The sequence below is a fragment of the Streptomyces sp. HUAS CB01 genome, assembly GCF_030406905.1.
Taxonomy (GTDB): Bacteria; Actinomycetota; Actinomycetes; order Streptomycetales; family Streptomycetaceae; genus Streptomyces; species Streptomyces chengbuensis.
This window is the reverse complement of the sequence record NZ_CP129137.1, coordinates 3,796,921-3,812,866: the sequence shown is the minus strand read 5'-3', so window position 1 is coordinate 3,812,866 and position 15,946 is coordinate 3,796,921. Positions and strand designations below refer to the sequence as shown.

Genomic DNA, 15,946 nt, shown 5'->3' with positions numbered 1-15,946 from the left:
ACAGCGCGGGACGGTGCTCGTGCTGCTGGGAGTCCCGGACCGGGTCATCGACCGGATCATGGGATGGGAGCCGGGCTGTGCCGCGCGGATGCGGACCTGGTACCCCAACGTGCCGGACCAGCTACTCAAGGAGGTGGCCCGGAAGATCGGAACGGCGATCCGGGGAAACCCGGGCACGGCCCTTGTGGACGGGAACCAGGACAACGAGAGCTGAGACACGTCGAAGGGCCCCACCGCGAACGGTGGGGCCCTTCGACTTCGTGCCCGGTGAGGCACTGGCGGAGGATACGAGATTCGAACTCGTGAGGGGTTGCCCCCAACACGCTTTCCAAGCGTGCGCCCTAGGCCTCTAGGCGAATCCTCCGCCGGAAACATTACATGACGCGGAGGAGTGCTCGCGAACTCGTTCCCCGCCCCCACCATCAGGTAGTCTGTGCGCAGCCCCTCACGTGGCGCTATCTGACTGAACTCCCCCAGGGCCGGAAGGCAGCAAGGGTAGGTCGGCTCTGGCGGGTGCGTGGGGGGCCCTTTGCGTTCGGCGTCGGTCGCCGCGGTCGCCCGTCGCGGCCGGCTGCGGGATCCCGGCCGCAGCCTCGTCCTCGTCCGGAGCCCGCGGGGCTTCCCGGACGTCCGGTCCCCCGCCGGCCTCCGTGATTGTCGGTGCGCCCCGATAACCTCGTATGCGTGTCGTCCCTTGCGCTGTACCGCCGCTACCGACCCGAGTCCTTCGCCGAGGTCATCGGGCAGGAGCATGTCACCGACCCGCTGCAGCAGGCGCTGCGGAACAACCGGGTCAATCACGCGTACCTGTTCAGCGGGCCGCGCGGATGCGGGAAGACGACCAGTGCCCGCATCCTCGCGCGATGCCTGAACTGTGAGCAGGGTCCCACTCCCACCCCCTGCGGGGAGTGCCAGTCCTGCCGGGACCTCGCGCGCAACGGGCCGGGGTCGATCGACGTCATCGAGATCGACGCCGCATCGCACGGTGGTGTGGACGACGCCCGTGAGCTTCGGGAGAAGGCGTTCTTCGGGCCCGCCTCCAGCCGCTACAAGATCTACATCATCGACGAGGCCCACATGGTCACCCCGGCGGGCTTCAACGCCCTGCTGAAGGTGGTCGAGGAGCCGCCGGAGCACCTCAAGTTCATCTTCGCGACGACCGAGCCGGAGAAGGTCATCGGGACGATCCGCTCGCGTACGCACCACTATCCGTTCCGCCTCGTGCCGCCCGGGACCCTCCGGGAGTACCTGGGCGAGGTGTGCGGCAGGGAGCGGATTCCCGTCGAGGACGGGGTCCTTCCGCTGGTCGTGCGCGCCGGCGCGGGTTCGGTGCGGGACTCGATGTCGGTCATGGACCAGTTGCTGGCCGGCGCAGCGGACGACGGTGTGACGTACGCCATGGCGACGGCCCTCCTGGGGTACACGGAGGGATCGCTGCTCGACTCGGTCGTCGACGCCTTCGCCTCCGGCGACGGCGCCGCGGCGTTCGAGGTCGTGGACCGGGTCATCGAGGGCGGCAACGACCCGCGTCGTTTCGTCGCGGACCTGCTGGAGCGGCTGCGGGACCTGGTGATTCTCGCTGCGGTCCCGGACGCGGCCGAGAAGGGGCTCATCGACGGTCCCGCGGACGTGGTCGAGCGGATGCAGGCGCAGGCGCAGGTGTTCGGGGCCGCCGAGCTCAGCCGGGCCGCGGACCTCGTCAACACCGGTCTGACGGAGATGCGGGGCGCCACCTCGCCCCGGCTCCAGCTGGAGCTGATCTGCGCCCGGGTGCTGCTGCCCGCGGCCTTCGGGGACGAGCGGTCCCTGCAGGCCAGGCTCGACCGGCTGGAGCGCGGCGCCGCCACGGCGTTCCCGGCGCAGCAGTCCGGGCCGACGATGGGCTACGTGCCGGGGCCGGAGGCGCATGCGCCGATGGTTCCGGGCGGTGGGCCGGCCGCCGCGCGTGCGGCGGTACGGGGCGGCGGAGCGGCCCCCGACCAGCAGGCTCAGCCCCAGTCCGTCCAAGGACAGCAGGCCCCGTCGCAGCCCGTTCGGCCGGAGCCGGTCCGGCAGCCCGCACCGGCCGAGTCCCCGCAGCCCCAGCCCTCGCAGGCTCCCCAGCAGCCCGTCGAGGCGGAGTCCGCGGAGCCCGGGGCCCCGCAGGCGCCGGCCGGCCCGCCGCCGGCCCCCGCCCCGGAGCCCACCGGACCGCGGCCCGGCGCGTGGCCGGGGGCCGCGGCACCCGGCTCCGGAGGCTCCGCCACCCGGCCCGGCGCCTGGCCGTCGGCCGCCGCGCCCGGCCAGGGCGCCCGCCCGTCGGTGGCACCCGAGCCCCCCGCCGCCGCCCCTGCCCCCGCGCCGGCGGCCGCCGCTCCCGCCTCCCCGCCCCAGGGCGTCGCCCCCGCCGCGGCCCAGGGAGCCGCCCAGGTGCGCAACATGTGGCCGGAGATCCTGGAGGCGGTGAAGAACCGCCGCCGCTTCACCTGGATCCTCCTCAGCCAGAACGCCCAGGTGGCGGGATTCGACGGCACCACCCTCCAACTCGGCTTCATCAACGCCGGAGCGCGTGACAACTTCGCGAGCAGCGGCAGCGAGGACGTGCTGCGGCAGGCGCTCGCCGAGCAGTTCAACGTGCAGTGGAAGATCGAGGCGATCATCGATCCGTCGGGCGGCGGGGGGCAGCCCCCGTCCGGCCCGGGCGGTTCGTCCGGGGGCGGCTACGGCGGTGGTCACGGGGCACCGGCCGGTCGGCCGGCCCAGTCCCCCGCCGCCTCGTCGCCCGCACCCCAGCCGTCGCAGGCTCCGCGGGCGTCCCAGCAGCCGGCGGCGCCCTCCTCCCCGCCCCCGGCGGGCGGGACGGGCGGTCCGGCCCCGCAGCAGGGGTCGTCCGCCGCGCAGTCCGCACGGGCCGCCGCCCCGCAGGCCCCGCCTCCGCCGCCGCCCGTCGCGCTCGAGGACGACATCCCGGAGGAGGACGATCCGGACCTCGTGGACTCGGCTCTGTCCGGTCACGACCTGATCGTGAGGGAACTCGGCGCCACCGTTGTGGAGGAATACACAAACGAGTAGGCGAGGCCGCTTCGGCGGCCCGCACAAGGTCACCCGCGGCGAGCGGGCTACCCTGGCTGCCGTGAAGGTCCTCGTCATCGGCGGCGGCGCCCGCGAACATGCCCTGTGCCGCGCTCTCTCCCTCGACCCCGACGTCTCCGCTCTGCACTGCGCCCCCGGCAACGCCGGGATCGCGGACGTCGCCGAGCTGCACACGGTGGACGCCCTCGACGGCGACGCCGTGGCCGCGCTCGCCGGCAGGCTCGAGGCCGATCTGGTCGTCGTCGGCCCCGAGGCGCCGCTCGTCGCCGGCGTCGCCGACGCCGTACGGGCCGCGGGCATCGCCTGCTTCGGCCCGTCCCGCGAGGCGGCCCAGCTCGAGGGCTCCAAGGCCTTCGCCAAGGAAGTGATGGCCGCGGCGAACGTCCCCACGGCGCGCAGCTACGTCTGCACCACCCCGGAGGAGGTCGACGAGGCCCTGGACGCGTTCGGTGCGCCGTACGTCGTCAAGGACGACGGGCTCGCCGCGGGCAAGGGCGTCGTCGTGACGGCCGATCTGGAGCAGGCGCGGGAGCACGCGCTGGCCTGCGGTCGCGTGGTCATCGAGGAGTACCTGGACGGGCCCGAGGTCTCGCTCTTCGCCATCACCGACGGCGAGACGGTGCTGCCGCTCCAGCCCGCGCAGGACTTCAAGCGCGCCCTGGACGGCGACGAGGGGCCGAACACGGGAGGCATGGGCGCGTACTCGCCGCTTCCGTGGGCCGACCCGAAGCTCGTCGACGAGGTCATGGAGAGCGTGCTCCAGCCCACCGTGGACGAACTCCGCCGGCGCGGCACACCGTTCGCGGGCCTGCTGTACGCGGGTCTCGCGATCACCAGCCGCGGTGTGCGCGTGATCGAGTTCAACGCCCGTTTCGGCGACCCCGAGACCCAGGTGGTGCTCGCCCGGCTCAAGACCCCGCTCGCGGGCGTGCTGCTGCACGCGGCCCGGGGCACCCTCGCCGACGAGCCGCCGCTGAACTGGCGCGGCGAGTCCGCCGTGACCGTCGTCATCGCCTCCCACAACTACCCGGGCACGCCCCGCACCGGCGATCCGATCGGGGGACTCGACGAGGTCGCCGAGCAGGACGCCCCGCACGCGTACGTCCTGCACGCCGGGACCAGGCGGGAGGGCGACGCGATCGTCAGCGCGGGTGGCCGCGTGCTCTCGGTGACCGCGACCGGCGAGGACCTGACGGAGGCCCGGGACCGCGCGTACACCGCCGTGGGGCGCATTCACCTGGACGGCTCGCACCACCGCAAGGACATCGCCGCGAAGGCCGCTTCGCACTCCTGACGGACCGGGACCCCGCGCGACCCCGTCGGCCCGTGCCCCTCGGCACGAGCGGGCGGGGCCGCGCCGCCCGGCCGGTGTACCGCTCGTGCCCGCCGGCGGAGGCCGTGCCCCGGCCCGGTCCCGTCGGCGGAAACCGCTCCCCGGCCGCTCCCTGCTCCCGCCCTGTCGGAGAAAGCCGCCCTGTGGCCTTGCGGACCCGCGGCCCTGTGGCCCTGCGCGTGCGGCCGTGGGCCTGCGGGCCTGTTGCCCTGCGACGGCGGTCCTGCGGGTCTGTGGCCCTGCGCGTGCGGCCGTGGGCCTGCGGGCCTGTTGCCCTGCGACGGCGGTCCTGCGGGTCTGTAGCCCTGCGGACGCGCGGCCGTGTGCCTGCGGACCCGTGGCCCTGCGCCTGCGGACGCGCGGCCGTGTGCCTGCGGACCCGTGGCCCTGCGCCGGCTGCCCTGCGCGTGCGGCCCTGCGGCCTGTAGCCCTGCGCGTGCGGCCCTGCGGCCTGTAGCCCTGCGACGGCGGTCCTGCGGGTCTGTAGCCCTGCGGTCGCGCGGCCGTGTGGCCCCCCGGCCCTGCGGTCGCGCGGCCGTGTGGCCCCCCGGCCCTGCGGTCGCGCGGCCGTGTGGCCCCCCGGCCCTGCGGCCCTGCGCCTGCGCCCCGGTCTCCCGGGCCCGGCAGCCGGCCTCGTCGGCCCGTGCGCGGCACGAGCCCGGACCCGTCCGGCCTACTGCCCCCTCCCGGCCCGTTCGTCCGACCGCCGCGCGGCCGTCCCCCCGGGGGCGGTGCCCTGGCCCGCGTCGGGTCGCGGCCCGGCGTTCGGCGAGGTCCGGGCGCCTGCAAGAGCCCGGTCACAATGTCAGCAGCTTTGCCCAAAGGCATTCCATCGAGTGACCGCTGCCCCATCCGGATGACGGCCGGGAAAGCCCCAACTAGGGTGCGGCGCAAGCGTTCCGGCACTTGGCCCACCGACATTGCGATGTCCGTGGCGGGTGCCACAGTGGGGGAGTGAGCAACACCGCCGCAGGGCAGAGGGGGTGAGTCCGGCCGTGTCCGGAACCGTCGTCGGTGAGGAGGCGGGCGCGCTGACCGCGCGTTCCCGTGCCCTCGCCGTGCTGCGGGTGCGCAGCAGGGCGCTGGCCCTGGTGCTGCTGCCCGCGGCCGTCGCCGTCGTGCTGCTCGTCGGCGGGGCCACCGGCCGGATCGGCGGTGGCTCCTGGGACGTCGCACGCTGGGTGGTGGCCCCGGCCGCCGTGATCGTGCTGGTCGTCGCCGCCGTGGTCGCCGCCGTCATAGCCCGGGCCAGGCCCGCCGTCAGCCCGACGGTGCCGCTGGCCCCGGCCGCGGCCCCCGATCTGTACCGGCTGGTGGAGGACCTGGCCGAGCGGATGGACGTGCCGGCGCCCTCGGCCATAGCTCTCACCCCGGACTGCGACAGCTGGCTGGAGGACCGTACGCACCGGGCGCACGGCCCGCGCCGCAGCCCCCGACCCACCACCGGGGAGGGCGCTCCCGTCCTGGTCATCGGCTCCCCGTTCCTGTGGTGGATGCGGGTCGCCGAGCTGCGCGCCGTGCTCGCACCGGTCGTCGCCGGTACGGGGCCCTCGGCGCATCCCGACATAGCCGCGGCCCGTCGTTTCGTGCGCGGTCTGGACGCCGCGGCCGGTCTCGCCTCCCGTCCCGGGATCGGGCCGGTGCGCAGGCTCGCGTGCGGGGCCGTGGGCCGGGTCGCCCGGGTCCTGCTGCGCAGCTGCCGGGGTCATGCCGCCGAGATGGAGCGCGGGGTCGCCGCCGCCGCCTCGGAGCGTGCACAGGCTGTGGACTACGGGCTGCGGATCGTGGCCCAGGAGCAGGTCGGCCTCGCCTACGCCGGATGGGACCGCCTGCTGACGCGGGTGGCGCTGCCGGCCTGGCGCATGGGCCGGTGGCCGAGCCGCCTCGACGCGGGAGTGGTCTCGGCGCTCACCGAGCTGTCCCGCCGCGACCGGCTGGCGGAGGGCTTCGCCTCCCGGCTCGGGGAGCGGCCGGCCTGCGATCTGCTGGAGGAGCCGGGGGTGGTGGACGAGGCCGCGTCGCTGCTGGCAGCCCGGCTGTTCCACGGAGGGCCCGCCGAGATCGGCCCGGACTGGTCGCCGGTGGACTGGCAGCAGTACCCGGAAGAGGTCGTCGACCGGAAGTGGCGCACGGAGGCCGCGCGACTGCACCGCGTCCTGGACGCGATGGGCGTACGGCCGTCCGCGGGCGTTCCCGCCGGCCCCACGCTCGCCCGGGTCATGGAGCACCTGGCCGGTGGCTCCGGGGCGGCGCACGGGCCCGCGGCGGACGGCTCGTCGCCCGAGCCGCCGACGGACGCCCCCGTGCAGGTCCCGCCCGTGCAGGTCCCGCCCGTGCCCGAGGCGCCCGGGACCGACGGCCCCGGCGCCGCGCTCGCCGCCGGGATCAGCGCCGACGTCGCCCGGGAGGAAGCCGCCCGCGAGCGCTCGGCCATCCCGCCCAGGACCGCGGACCGCGCGGGCGACGAACCGGACCCCTGGGGTACCGACCCGCTGCCGCTCGTCCCCCTCCAGCCGCCGCGCACCGCTCGGGAACTGCTCGCCGACCACGTGACCGCCATGGTGTGCTGCGCGGCCGTGGACACGGCGGGCGCCACCCCGGGCATGGACTGGCTCGACGGCCCGGCCCTGCTGATCAACGGCGAGCGCCGAGGGGACCTGGGCGCCCGAGTGCTGAGCCTGGTCGAGGACGGGGACCCGGGGCCGCTGCGGGCCTGGCTCGCCACGGCCGGCATCCGCCCCGAGAAGCCCGTCCGGCTGGTGTGAGGCGGCCCCGGTCGGTTTTCGCCATCCCAGGCCGGAATATTGCGTTCCGTTCACGTCAATTCACGACGAACGGTGACGGAGTGCGTGCGTTATGTGATGTGCTGGGACCGGCGCTGACGGTCAGCGCGCCAGGACCGGGCCGGGGGACGAGGGAGGGGCGCAATGGGGGCGGAGGAGATCCGTCGGACGGAGCCGATCCGGCGCTGGGAATCGGGCGCCCTCGCCCATGCCGTCACGGATCCGTTCGGCCAGGGCCCGCTGCCCTGGCTGCGCGGCAGTGAGCACTACTTCGACGACACCGGCCAGGTCGTGCCCTGGTACGCGGACCCGGACGCGGCGGCGGGCCGCGGCGGACGCTCCCGCGGCCTCCGTACCGCCGACGACGTGCACCGCCAGATCAAGGGCTTCGCGTCCAACGGCGCGGTCGCCCCCGGCGAGGCCATCGACTTCCACATCACGGTCGACCCACCGCAGCGGTTCTCGGTCGACGTGTACCGCATCGGTCACTACGGCGGGGACGGCGCCGCGAAGATCATCACCAGCCCGCGCCTCGCCGGCATCGTCCAGCCGCCGCCGCTCACCGCCGACCGCACGGTCTCGTGCCACCACTGGTGGCTCTCCTGGCGGCTGCAGGTGCCGTCGTACTGGTCCGTCGGGGCCCACGTCGCCGTCCTCACCACCGAGGACGGCTACCGGTCGCACATCCCCTTCACGGTCCGCGACGGCCGCCCCGCCGATCTGCTGCTGCTCATGCCCGACATCACGTGGCAGGCGTACAACCTCTACCCGGAGGACGGGCGGACCGGCGCCAGCCTCTACCACGCCTGGGACGAGCAGGGCCGGCTGCTCGGTGAGAACGACGCCGCGACCACGGTCTCCTTCGACCGCCCGTACGCCGGGGCGGGCCTCCCGCTGCACGTGGGGCACGCCTACGACTTCATCCGCTGGGCCGAGCGGTACGGCTACGACCTCGCGTACGCCGACACCCGTGATCTGCACGCCGGCCGGGTCGACCCGACCCGCTACCGCGGACTGGTCTTCCCCGGCCACGACGAGTACTGGTCCGCGCCCATGCGCCGGACCGCCGAGCTGGCCCGTGAGCACGGCACGTCCCTCGTGTTCCTCTCGGCCAACACCATGTACTGGCAGGTGGAGCTCGGCCCGTCCCCCTCCGGCGTCGCCGACCGGCTGCTGACCTGCCGCAAGCGGCGCGGGCCCGGACGCTCCGCCCTCTGGCGCGAGATCGACCGTGCCGAGCAGCAGCTGCTCGGAATCCAGTACGCGGGCCGGGTGCCCGAGCCCCACCCGATGGTGGTGCGCAACGCCGACCACTGGCTGTGGGAGGCGACCGGCGCCGGGGACGGGGACGAGATCCCCGGCCTCGTCGCGGGCGAGGCCGACCGCTACTTCCCGCGGACGCCGCTCCCCGAGCACGAGGGCCGGATCCTGCTGGCCCACTCGCCGTACACCGACGGCGACGGGGCCACCCGGCATCAGGAGACCTCGCTCTACCGGGCCCCCTCCGGCGCACTCGTCTTCGCGTCCGGCACGTTCGCCTGGTCCCCGGGGCTCGACCGTCCGGGCCATGTGGACGAGCGGATCCAGCGCGCCACGGCCAACCTCCTCGACCGGATCTGCAAACGCGACTGAGTACCCGCCGCGGGGGGAGGCCCCCTCCGGAGGGGCACGGGCCGACCCTCCGGCCCGCCGCGGTCCCCGGGTGCGAGAGAATCGGTAGCGCTCCTGGATCAACCTACGCGGAGGAACCGTGTCCGGATTCGTAGAAAAGCCCGAGCCGCTTCAGGTCCCGGGCCTCACCCATCTCCACACGGGCAAGGTGCGCGATCTCTACGAGAACGAGGCCGGGGACCTCGTGATGGTCGCGAGCGACCGCATCTCCGCGTACGACTGGGTGCTGCCCACCGAGATCCCGGACAAGGGCCGGGTGCTCACCAGGCTCTCCCTCTGGTGGTTCGACCGCCTCGCCGACCTCGTCCCCAACCACGTGGTCTCCACCGACCTCCCGGCCGGCGCCCCGGCCGACTGGGCCGGCCGCACCCTCGTCTGCAGGGCCCTCGACATGGTCCCGGTCGAGTGCGTCGCCCGCGGCTACCTCACCGGCTCCGGCCTCGCCGAGTACGACGAGAGCCGTACGGTCTGCGGGCTGGCCCTGCCCGAGGGGCTCGTGGACGGTTCCGAGCTGCCCGCCCCGATCTTCACCCCGGCCACCAAGGCCGCCGTCGGCGACCACGACGAGAACGTGTCCTTCGAGGAGGTCGCCCGTCAGGTCGGCACCGAGACGGCCGCGCTGCTGCGCCGGACGACGCTCGACGTCTACGCCCGGGCCCGGGACATCGCCCGCGAGCGGGGCATCATCCTCGCCGACACGAAGTTCGAGTTCGGCTTCGACGGCGAGCGGCTGATCGTCGCGGACGAGGTGCTCACCCCCGACTCCTCGCGCTTCTGGCCCGCCGACCAGTGGCAGCCGGGCCGCGCCCAGCCGTCGTACGACAAGCAGTACGTGCGCGACTGGCTGACCTCGCCGGCGTCCGGCTGGGACCGCAGGAGCGAGCAGCCCCCGCCGGCCCTTCCGCAGGACGTCGTGGAGTCGACCCGCGCCCGGTACCTGGAGGCGTACGAACTGCTGACCGGCACCGCCTGGTCGTGACACGAGAAAGCCCCCGGCCTTCGGGCCGGGGGCTTTCTCGACTGGAGCGGACGACGAGGCTCGAACTCGCGACCTCAACCTTGGCAAGGTTGCGCTCTACCAACTGAGCTACGTCCGCATGCGCCGTGGCGCGGAGCCCACTATACCCAACCTCGCTCCCGTGCGAGGCGCACCGCGGTGTGCCGGTTCTCCGCGCCCAGTTTCGCCGCCGCCGAGGACAGGTAGTTGCGGACCGTGCCCGACGACAGCGAGGCCCGTGCGGCGATCTCCGCGATCGGCGCCCCGTCCCCGGCGAGCTCCAGCACCTCGGCCTCACGCGCGGTGAGCGGTGAGTCCCCGGCGGAGATGGCGTCGGCGGCCAACTCGGGGTCGACGTAGCGGTTTCCCCCGTGCACGGTACGGATGATCTCGGCGAGCCGCCGGGCGCTGACCGTCTTCGGCACGAAGCCGCGCACCCCGGCGGCGAGGGCGCGCTTGAGGTGGCCGGGGCGGCCGTGACTGGTCACGATCATCGTGCGGCAGCCGGGCAGCTCGGCCATCAGCGATGTGGCGACCTTCACACCGTCGCCGCCGGGCATCTGGAGATCCAGGACGGCCACGTCCGGACGGTGCGCGCGGGCCATCGCCAGCGCCTCCGAACCGGACGCGGCCTCGGCGACGACGAGCAGATCGTCCTCGAGCGCGAGCAGCGCGGCGAGCGCGCCGCGGATCAGATGCTCGTCGTCGGCCAGCAGCACCCGCACGCGATCCTGCGTCACGCCCCGTCCCTCCCTCTCGTTCCGCTCGTCCCGTACGTCACACCACGGCGCCCCGTTCCGTTCCCCCGGGTTCCGCGCCCGGCGCGCGTTCGTCCGCCGCGCCCCCGGCCCTCGAGGGGTCGTCCGTGCCGCCGGCCGGTGCGGGCGGCTCCCGCCTCGGCAGGTCCGTGCCCCCCGCCGGGACCGGTACCCGTGCCGTGAGGCGGAAGCGGGCGCCCGGGGCGGGGCCCGCGTCCAGCGTGCCGTCCAGTACGGCCAGACGCTCCCGCAGCCCGGTCAGACCGGTGCCGGGAGCGCCCGGGGCGCTCCCGCGGACTCCGTCGTTCTCCACGGTCAGGACCGCGGCGCCGGCGGTCGTCGTGAGGCCGATGGCGCAGTGGGCCGCGTCCCCGTGGCGCAGCACGTTCGTCGTGGCCTCGCGGACGACCCAGGCCAGCGCGGACTGGACCTCCGCCGGCAGCTCCTCGGCCGGCGGTCCGGCGTCCGGCGACTCGATCGTGCAGCTGATTCCCGCCGCGCCCAACACGCCCCTGGCCCCGTCCAGTTCGGTCCGCAGGTCCGCGCCCCGGTAGCCGCGTACGACGTCCCGGACCTCGCGCTGGGACTCCCGGGCGATGCGCTGCACCTCGGTCATCTGCTCCAGCGCCCGGTGCTCGCCGCCGCGCTGCGCGAGCTGTACGGCCAGTTCGCTCTTCAGCGCGATCACCGCGAGATTGCGGCCCAGCACGTCGTGCAGATCACGGCCGAACCGCAGCCGCTCCTCCGCGACCGCGAGCCGCGCCTGCACGTCCCGGGCCTCGCGCAGCTCCCACATCACGGCGAGGACCCACATCGAGATCCGGGCGGTGAAGGCGAGCCAGCCGATCGAGAAGGCGACCGTCCCGAGGGTGAACAGGGTCTCCGCGGCGCCCCGGCCGGTCAGTGGCACCAGCACGGCCAGCAGGGCCAGCACGCCCGCGTGGATGAGCACCGTCGTCCGTCGCCGCACGATCAGGCAGTGCGCCGTGACGAACGGGATCAGGGCCGTCGACAGGGCCATGGGCAGCATCTCTTCCATGCCGACCGTCGCCGCCAGCCACAGTGCCGTGCCGGTCGCCAGGGCGGCGGCCGCCGCGGCGCGGCCGACCAGCCTCGGGGGGACCGGGCCCTGCCCCAGGTAGGCGTCCATCGCGTGCCGCGCCAGCAGGGTGGAGAGCACCCCGTTCGCCACCGCCAGCAGCGGGGCGCCGACCGCCACGACGGGGTGGGTGCCGAGGCGGACGGGACGGGTCAGCATGAGCAGCGCCAGCGCGAACAGGGCCACCCAGACGAGGAGGTACACGGTGCCGCGTGTGTAGAGATCCACCTTGGCGAGCCCGCTGCGCCCGCTCCAGCCCCGTACCCGCACTCCGGACCCCCGTCCGTCCCGTCCTCAGCGCCTCGGCTCCCAGCGGAACCACCGTCGCACAGCAAACACCGAGATGACGGTCCAGGCCAGCGCGTTGAGCGCCGCGCCGGTCAGCTGTCCCGCGTCCGCACCGCCGCTCACTCCGGCCTCCACGAGGCGCATCACGCCGGTCATCGGCAGCAGTTCGCACACCGAGGCGACCCGGTCGGGCAGGACGTCGAGCGGGATGAACAGCCCCGAGCCGCCGGCCGAGACCATGAACAGCGGCAGGGTGGTGATCTGCGCGCTCTCCACGGTCCGGGTGATCGCGGAGGTCGCGGCGGCCAGTGCCGTCATCACGACGGTGCCCAGCAGCAGCCCGGCGACAAGGAGTTCGGGGTGCCGGGGGCCGCCGGCGCCGAGGATCGCGACCCCGGCCACGACCACCAGCACGCTCTGCGCGAGCGCGAGCGCGGCGGCCGGCAGTGCCGTCCCGGCGAGGATCTCCGTGTCCGACACCTCGCCCGTCCGCAGCCGCTTGAGCACCAGTTCCTCGCGCCGTGCCACGAAGGCCGAGGTGAGGTTGAGGTACACGACGAGGATCAGCACCATGCCGACGCCGCCGGTCACGAGGGCCTCCTCGACGCTCAGGCCGGCTCCCGCGAGGTCCATCCCGCCGAGCGTCCCGCGCAGGGCGCCCACCATCGCGACGGGCATGAGCAGGGCGACGAACAGCGCGGTCCGGTTCCGGACGAGGAGGGTCATCTCGGCCCGGCCGAGCGCGCCCAGCCGCCCGGCGGCCGTGGTCCCGGCGCCGGCGCCGGTCCCGGTCCCGCTCGCGCCCGCCGTCTCCGTCCGCGTGGTGTTCGTGTGCGTGGTGTTCGTGTGCGTGGTGTTCGTGTTCACAGGGCGGCTCCTGCCGGTTCCGAGTCCGTGCCCGGTCGGGCGATCTCCAGGAACGCCTCCTCGAGTGAGGCGGAGCGGGCGTCGAGGCGGTCGAGGCGAACGCCGGACTCGTCGGCCCAGCGCAGCAGTTCGCCGAGCGAGCGCTGCAGTTCACGGGTGCGGATCTCGACGCGCTGCCCGTCCGCGGCGGCCCGCAGCGTGAGCGGCAGCCGGGAGGCGGGCACCTCCCGCGGCAGGACGAAGCGGATACGCGACGGCCGCGAGGCGGTCACCTCCTCCGGGGTGCCGGTGGCGACGATCCGTCCGGCGTGCATGATCGCCAGCCGGTCGGCGAGGCTCTCCGCCTCCTCCAGGTAGTGCGTGGTCAGCAGCACGGTCGTGCCGGTGTCCCGCAGTTCCCGCACGAGTTCCCAGGTGTCGCGGCGCCCTTCGGCGTCGAGGCCGGTCGTCGGTTCGTCGAGGAAGAGCACCTCGGGCCGGCCGAGCAGGGCCAGAGCCAGGTCGAGCCTGCGCCGCTCACCGCCGGACAGCTGCTTGACCCGTACGCCGGACCGGCGGCCGAGGCCCACCAGCTCCAGCGCCTCCGCCACGGGACGGGCGCCGCTGGTGCATCCGGCCCACATCCGTACCGTCTCGGCGGCCGTCAGGTCGGAGGGGAAACCGCCCTCCTGGAGCATGACCCCGATCCGGGGCCGGACGGCGGCGCGTTCGCGGTACGGGTCGTGGCCGAGGACGCGCACGGCGCCGTCGCTCGGGGCGGCCAGTCCTTCCAGCAGTTCGACGGTGGAGGTCTTGCCGGCGCCGTTCGTCCCCAGCAGCGCGAACAGTTCGCCGCGCCCCACGGAGAAGGTGATTCCGCTCACAGCCTCGAACCCGCCGCGGTAACTGCGGCGCAGTCCGGCTGCCTCGATCACGTGCCCTTCGGTGTTCATGGCTCCAGCGTTCCGCCGGATCCCGGCCGCGGGGAGTGCGCGCTGTCATCGGCGCGCATGACAAATGTCAGAACCGGCGGGCGGCATACGGGAGGGAAGGGTGAACACGACGAAGGCCCCGGTCGAGACGACCAGGGCCTTCATTCCCGAGCGGACGACGAGATTCGAACTCGCGACCCTCACCTTGGCAAGGTGATGCTCTACCAACTGAGCCACGTCCGCATTGCATCCGCTCAGCTCTCACTGGGCGGCGCGTTCACCACTCTACCTGATCCACCGAGGTGGTCGGGTACGTGGTGCGGAGCGGGTGACAGGAATTGCACACTGCGCCTTCCCTCTGGAAGAGGGCTGTTCTACTACTGAACTACACCCGCACGCTCCGTGAGGTCCGGCCTTCCGGCCTCGCCCCTCGGCGTGATCCAGACTGTAGCCCACCTGCGGGGGTGCAGCGCAACTCGGATCTCGCCGGAGCCGGTCCGGGGGGTCTTCTCCCGCCGTGCGGGCGGGTGTTCAGCTCGCCTCGCGGAAGGCCTCGTACACGCGCTTGGGGATCCGGCCGCGCGCCGGTACGTCCATCTTGTTGGACTGCGCCCAGGCGCGGACGGCGGCGGGGTCGGGGGCGAGGTCGGTGCGCCGGTACTCCTTGTGCGGCCGGCCGGAGTGCTTCGCCGCCTTGCGCCCCGCCGCCATGTACGGCGCGAGGGCGGTGCGCAGTTTCTTTGCATTGGCGCGATTGAGGTCGATCTCGTACGACTTCCCGTCCAGCCCGAACGAAACCGTTTCCGCTGCTGCTCCGCCGTCGATGTCGTCGGAGAGCGTCACCACTACGCGCTGCGCCACGGATGTCGGTCCTTTCCTGCGGTCCGCCGTGCGGGTCAGTACAGGTCAGTGCTGACACGGGGCGAATCCGGTATTCCGGCTGTTGCGGGGTCAATGCTGCTTTCCGCTGTATTCCTTTGTACAGCGGGCGGCGTCGTATTGGGAAGCCCAGCCAATTGCATCCGCGTGTCCTCCGCAATGGGCGTGCGCGGTTTTTCCTTGGATTTTCCCTTCGTGTTCTCCGTATATCTATGCGCGTAGATTTTTCGGGCGGGTACGCTGAGGGAACCGCCTTCAGCACCACACCACCGGGAGTGCCAGTGGCACGCGTCGTAGTCGACGTCATGCTCAAGCCGGAGATCCTCGACCCGCAGGGCCAGGCGGTGCAGCGCGCACTGCCCCGCCTGGGCTTCGAGGGGATCGCGGACGTACGTCAGGGAAAGCGCTTCGAACTCGAGGTCGACGGGCCGGTCGACGAGGCCGCCCTCGCCCGTATCCATGAGATGGCGGAAACGTTCCTCGCGAACACCGTCATCGAGGACTTCGTCGTAAAGGTGGAGTCGTGACGGCTCGTATCGGTGTCGTCACATTTCCTGGGACGCTCGACGACCAGGACGCACTGCGCGCCGTCCGCCTCGCGGGCGCCGAGCCCGTTTCGCTGTGGCACCGCGACAAGGACCTCAAGCAGGTCGACGCGGTCGTCCTCGCGGGCGGCTTCTCCTACGGCGACTATCTCCGGGCGGGTGCCATCTCGCGCTTCTCGCCGGTGATGGAAACGATCATCGACCAGGCGAAGTCGGGGATGCCGGTCCTCGGTATCTGCAACGGCTTCCAGATCCTCACCGAGGCCCATCTGCTGCCGGGTGCGATGCTCCGCAACAACCATCTGCACTTCATCTGCCGCGACCAGAGGCTGCGGGTGGAGAACGCGGGGACCGCCTGGACCGCCGACTACGAGCAGGGCCAGGAGATCTCCGTTCCGCTGAAGAACATGGACGGCCGCTACGTCGCCGACGAGCGCGTCCTCGACGAGCTCGAGGCCGAGGGCCGGGTCGCCTTCCGCTATCTGGACCTGAACCCGAACGGCTCGCTGCGCGACATCGCGGGCATCACCAACGCCGCGGGCAACGTCGTCGGCCTGATGCCCCACCCCGAGCACGCCGTGGAGCCCCTCATCGGCACCGGCGGCACGGACGGCCTCGGGTTCTTCACCTCGATCATCAAGAGGCTGGTCGCCGCATGACCCTCGACACCGGAGCAGCCGAGGGAGCCACTGAGCGCTTCGCCCGCCTCTGCAGCACCATCCGCACGCGAAGGAGCGACCGAG

Annotated in this window: 13 protein-coding genes, 4 tRNA genes and 1 other RNA gene; 9 read left to right on the top strand and 9 right to left on the bottom strand. The window is 73.5% G+C overall.

What is annotated here, in order from left to right; translation table 11 throughout:
• Window positions 1-19: 19 nt before the first annotated feature.
• Window positions 20-214 carry a hypothetical protein gene (locus QRN89_RS35610; RefSeq protein ID WP_356948639.1) on the top strand — a complete coding sequence of 65 codons (195 nt, stop codon included), beginning with the start codon at window positions 20-22 and terminating at the stop codon, window positions 212-214.
• 62 nt (window positions 215-276) lie between these two features.
• Here QRN89_RS35610 and QRN89_RS16885 read toward each other — a convergent pair.
• A tRNA-Ser gene (locus QRN89_RS16885) sits at window positions 277-364 on the bottom strand.
• A 72-nt stretch (window positions 365-436) separates the two neighbouring features.
• Between QRN89_RS16885 and ffs the strand changes: the two genes are divergently transcribed.
• The 6 genes from ffs (at window position 437) to QRN89_RS16855 (ending at window position 9,838) form a co-directional block, all read left to right on the top strand.
• An RNA gene (gene ffs / locus QRN89_RS16880) (signal recognition particle sRNA small type) lies at window positions 437-533 on the top strand.
• A 151-nt stretch (window positions 534-684) separates the two neighbouring features.
• Complete coding sequence (locus QRN89_RS16875; protein WP_290350263.1) at window positions 685-3,051, top strand: DNA polymerase III subunit gamma and tau; 2,367 nt, start codon at window positions 685-687, stop codon at window positions 3,049-3,051.
• Between the two features lie 61 nt (window positions 3,052-3,112).
• Window positions 3,113-4,366: a phosphoribosylamine--glycine ligase gene (purD, locus tag QRN89_RS16870; protein ID WP_290350262.1), complete on the top strand. Its 1,254-nt coding sequence runs from the start codon at window positions 3,113-3,115 to the stop codon at window positions 4,364-4,366.
• 1,034 nt (window positions 4,367-5,400) lie between these two features.
• The gene (locus QRN89_RS16865; RefSeq protein WP_290350261.1) at window positions 5,401-7,170 is read left to right on the top strand and encodes a M48 family metalloprotease; all 1,770 of its coding nucleotides are present in this window, start codon (window positions 5,401-5,403) and stop codon (window positions 7,168-7,170) included.
• A gap of 162 nt (window positions 7,171-7,332) precedes the next feature.
• Window positions 7,333-8,820 carry a N,N-dimethylformamidase beta subunit family domain-containing protein gene (locus QRN89_RS16860; protein ID WP_290350260.1) on the top strand — a complete coding sequence of 496 codons (1,488 nt, stop codon included), beginning with the start codon at window positions 7,333-7,335 and terminating at the stop codon, window positions 8,818-8,820.
• Window positions 8,821-8,938: 118 nt separating this feature from the next.
• Window positions 8,939-9,838, top strand: a complete 900-nt coding sequence (locus tag QRN89_RS16855; RefSeq protein ID WP_290350259.1) for a phosphoribosylaminoimidazolesuccinocarboxamide synthase — start codon at window positions 8,939-8,941, stop codon at window positions 9,836-9,838.
• A gap of 42 nt (window positions 9,839-9,880) precedes the next feature.
• Here QRN89_RS16855 and QRN89_RS16850 read toward each other — a convergent pair.
• The 8 genes from QRN89_RS16850 to QRN89_RS16815 all read right to left on the bottom strand — a co-directional run bounded on the left by QRN89_RS16850 (window position 9,881) and on the right by QRN89_RS16815 (window position 14,640).
• Window positions 9,881-9,956, bottom strand: a tRNA-Gly gene (locus QRN89_RS16850).
• A 22-nt stretch (window positions 9,957-9,978) separates the two neighbouring features.
• Window positions 9,979-10,596 carry a response regulator transcription factor gene (locus QRN89_RS16845; RefSeq protein WP_290350258.1) on the bottom strand — a complete coding sequence of 206 codons (618 nt, stop codon included), beginning with the start codon at window positions 10,594-10,596 and terminating at the stop codon, window positions 9,979-9,981.
• Between the two features lie 37 nt (window positions 10,597-10,633).
• Window positions 10,634-11,983 carry a sensor histidine kinase gene (locus tag QRN89_RS16840; protein ID WP_290350257.1) on the bottom strand — a complete coding sequence of 450 codons (1,350 nt, stop codon included), beginning with the start codon at window positions 11,981-11,983 and terminating at the stop codon, window positions 10,634-10,636.
• Window positions 11,984-12,007: 24 nt separating this feature from the next.
• Entirely contained in the window at window positions 12,008-12,868 is an 861-nt protein-coding gene (locus QRN89_RS16835) for an ABC transporter permease (RefSeq protein ID WP_435833257.1), read from the bottom strand.
• The gene (locus QRN89_RS16830; RefSeq protein WP_290350256.1) at window positions 12,865-13,800 is read right to left on the bottom strand and encodes an ABC transporter ATP-binding protein; all 936 of its coding nucleotides are present in this window, start codon (window positions 13,798-13,800) and stop codon (window positions 12,865-12,867) included. The genes QRN89_RS16835 and QRN89_RS16830 overlap by 4 nt, the downstream gene beginning before the upstream one ends.
• Before the next feature lie 149 nt (window positions 13,801-13,949).
• Window positions 13,950-14,022 (bottom strand) — tRNA-Gly (locus tag QRN89_RS16825).
• Between the two features lie 80 nt (window positions 14,023-14,102).
• Window positions 14,103-14,174: transfer RNA gene (locus QRN89_RS16820), tRNA-Gly, on the bottom strand.
• Window positions 14,175-14,310: 136 nt separating this feature from the next.
• Window positions 14,311-14,640: a histone-like nucleoid-structuring protein Lsr2 gene (locus tag QRN89_RS16815; protein ID WP_290350255.1), complete on the bottom strand. Its 330-nt coding sequence runs from the start codon at window positions 14,638-14,640 to the stop codon at window positions 14,311-14,313.
• A gap of 299 nt (window positions 14,641-14,939) precedes the next feature.
• Between QRN89_RS16815 and purS the strand changes: the two genes are divergently transcribed.
• Both purS and purQ read left to right on the top strand, forming a co-directional pair.
• A complete protein-coding gene (gene purS / locus QRN89_RS16810) occupies window positions 14,940-15,185 on the top strand; it encodes a phosphoribosylformylglycinamidine synthase subunit PurS (RefSeq protein ID WP_017946142.1) in 246 nt (81 codons plus the stop codon).
• Window positions 15,182-15,862: a phosphoribosylformylglycinamidine synthase subunit PurQ gene (purQ, locus tag QRN89_RS16805; protein WP_290350254.1), complete on the top strand. Its 681-nt coding sequence runs from the start codon at window positions 15,182-15,184 to the stop codon at window positions 15,860-15,862. Before purS ends, purQ begins: the two co-directional genes overlap by 4 nt.
• Window positions 15,863-15,946: the final 84 nt, after the last annotated feature.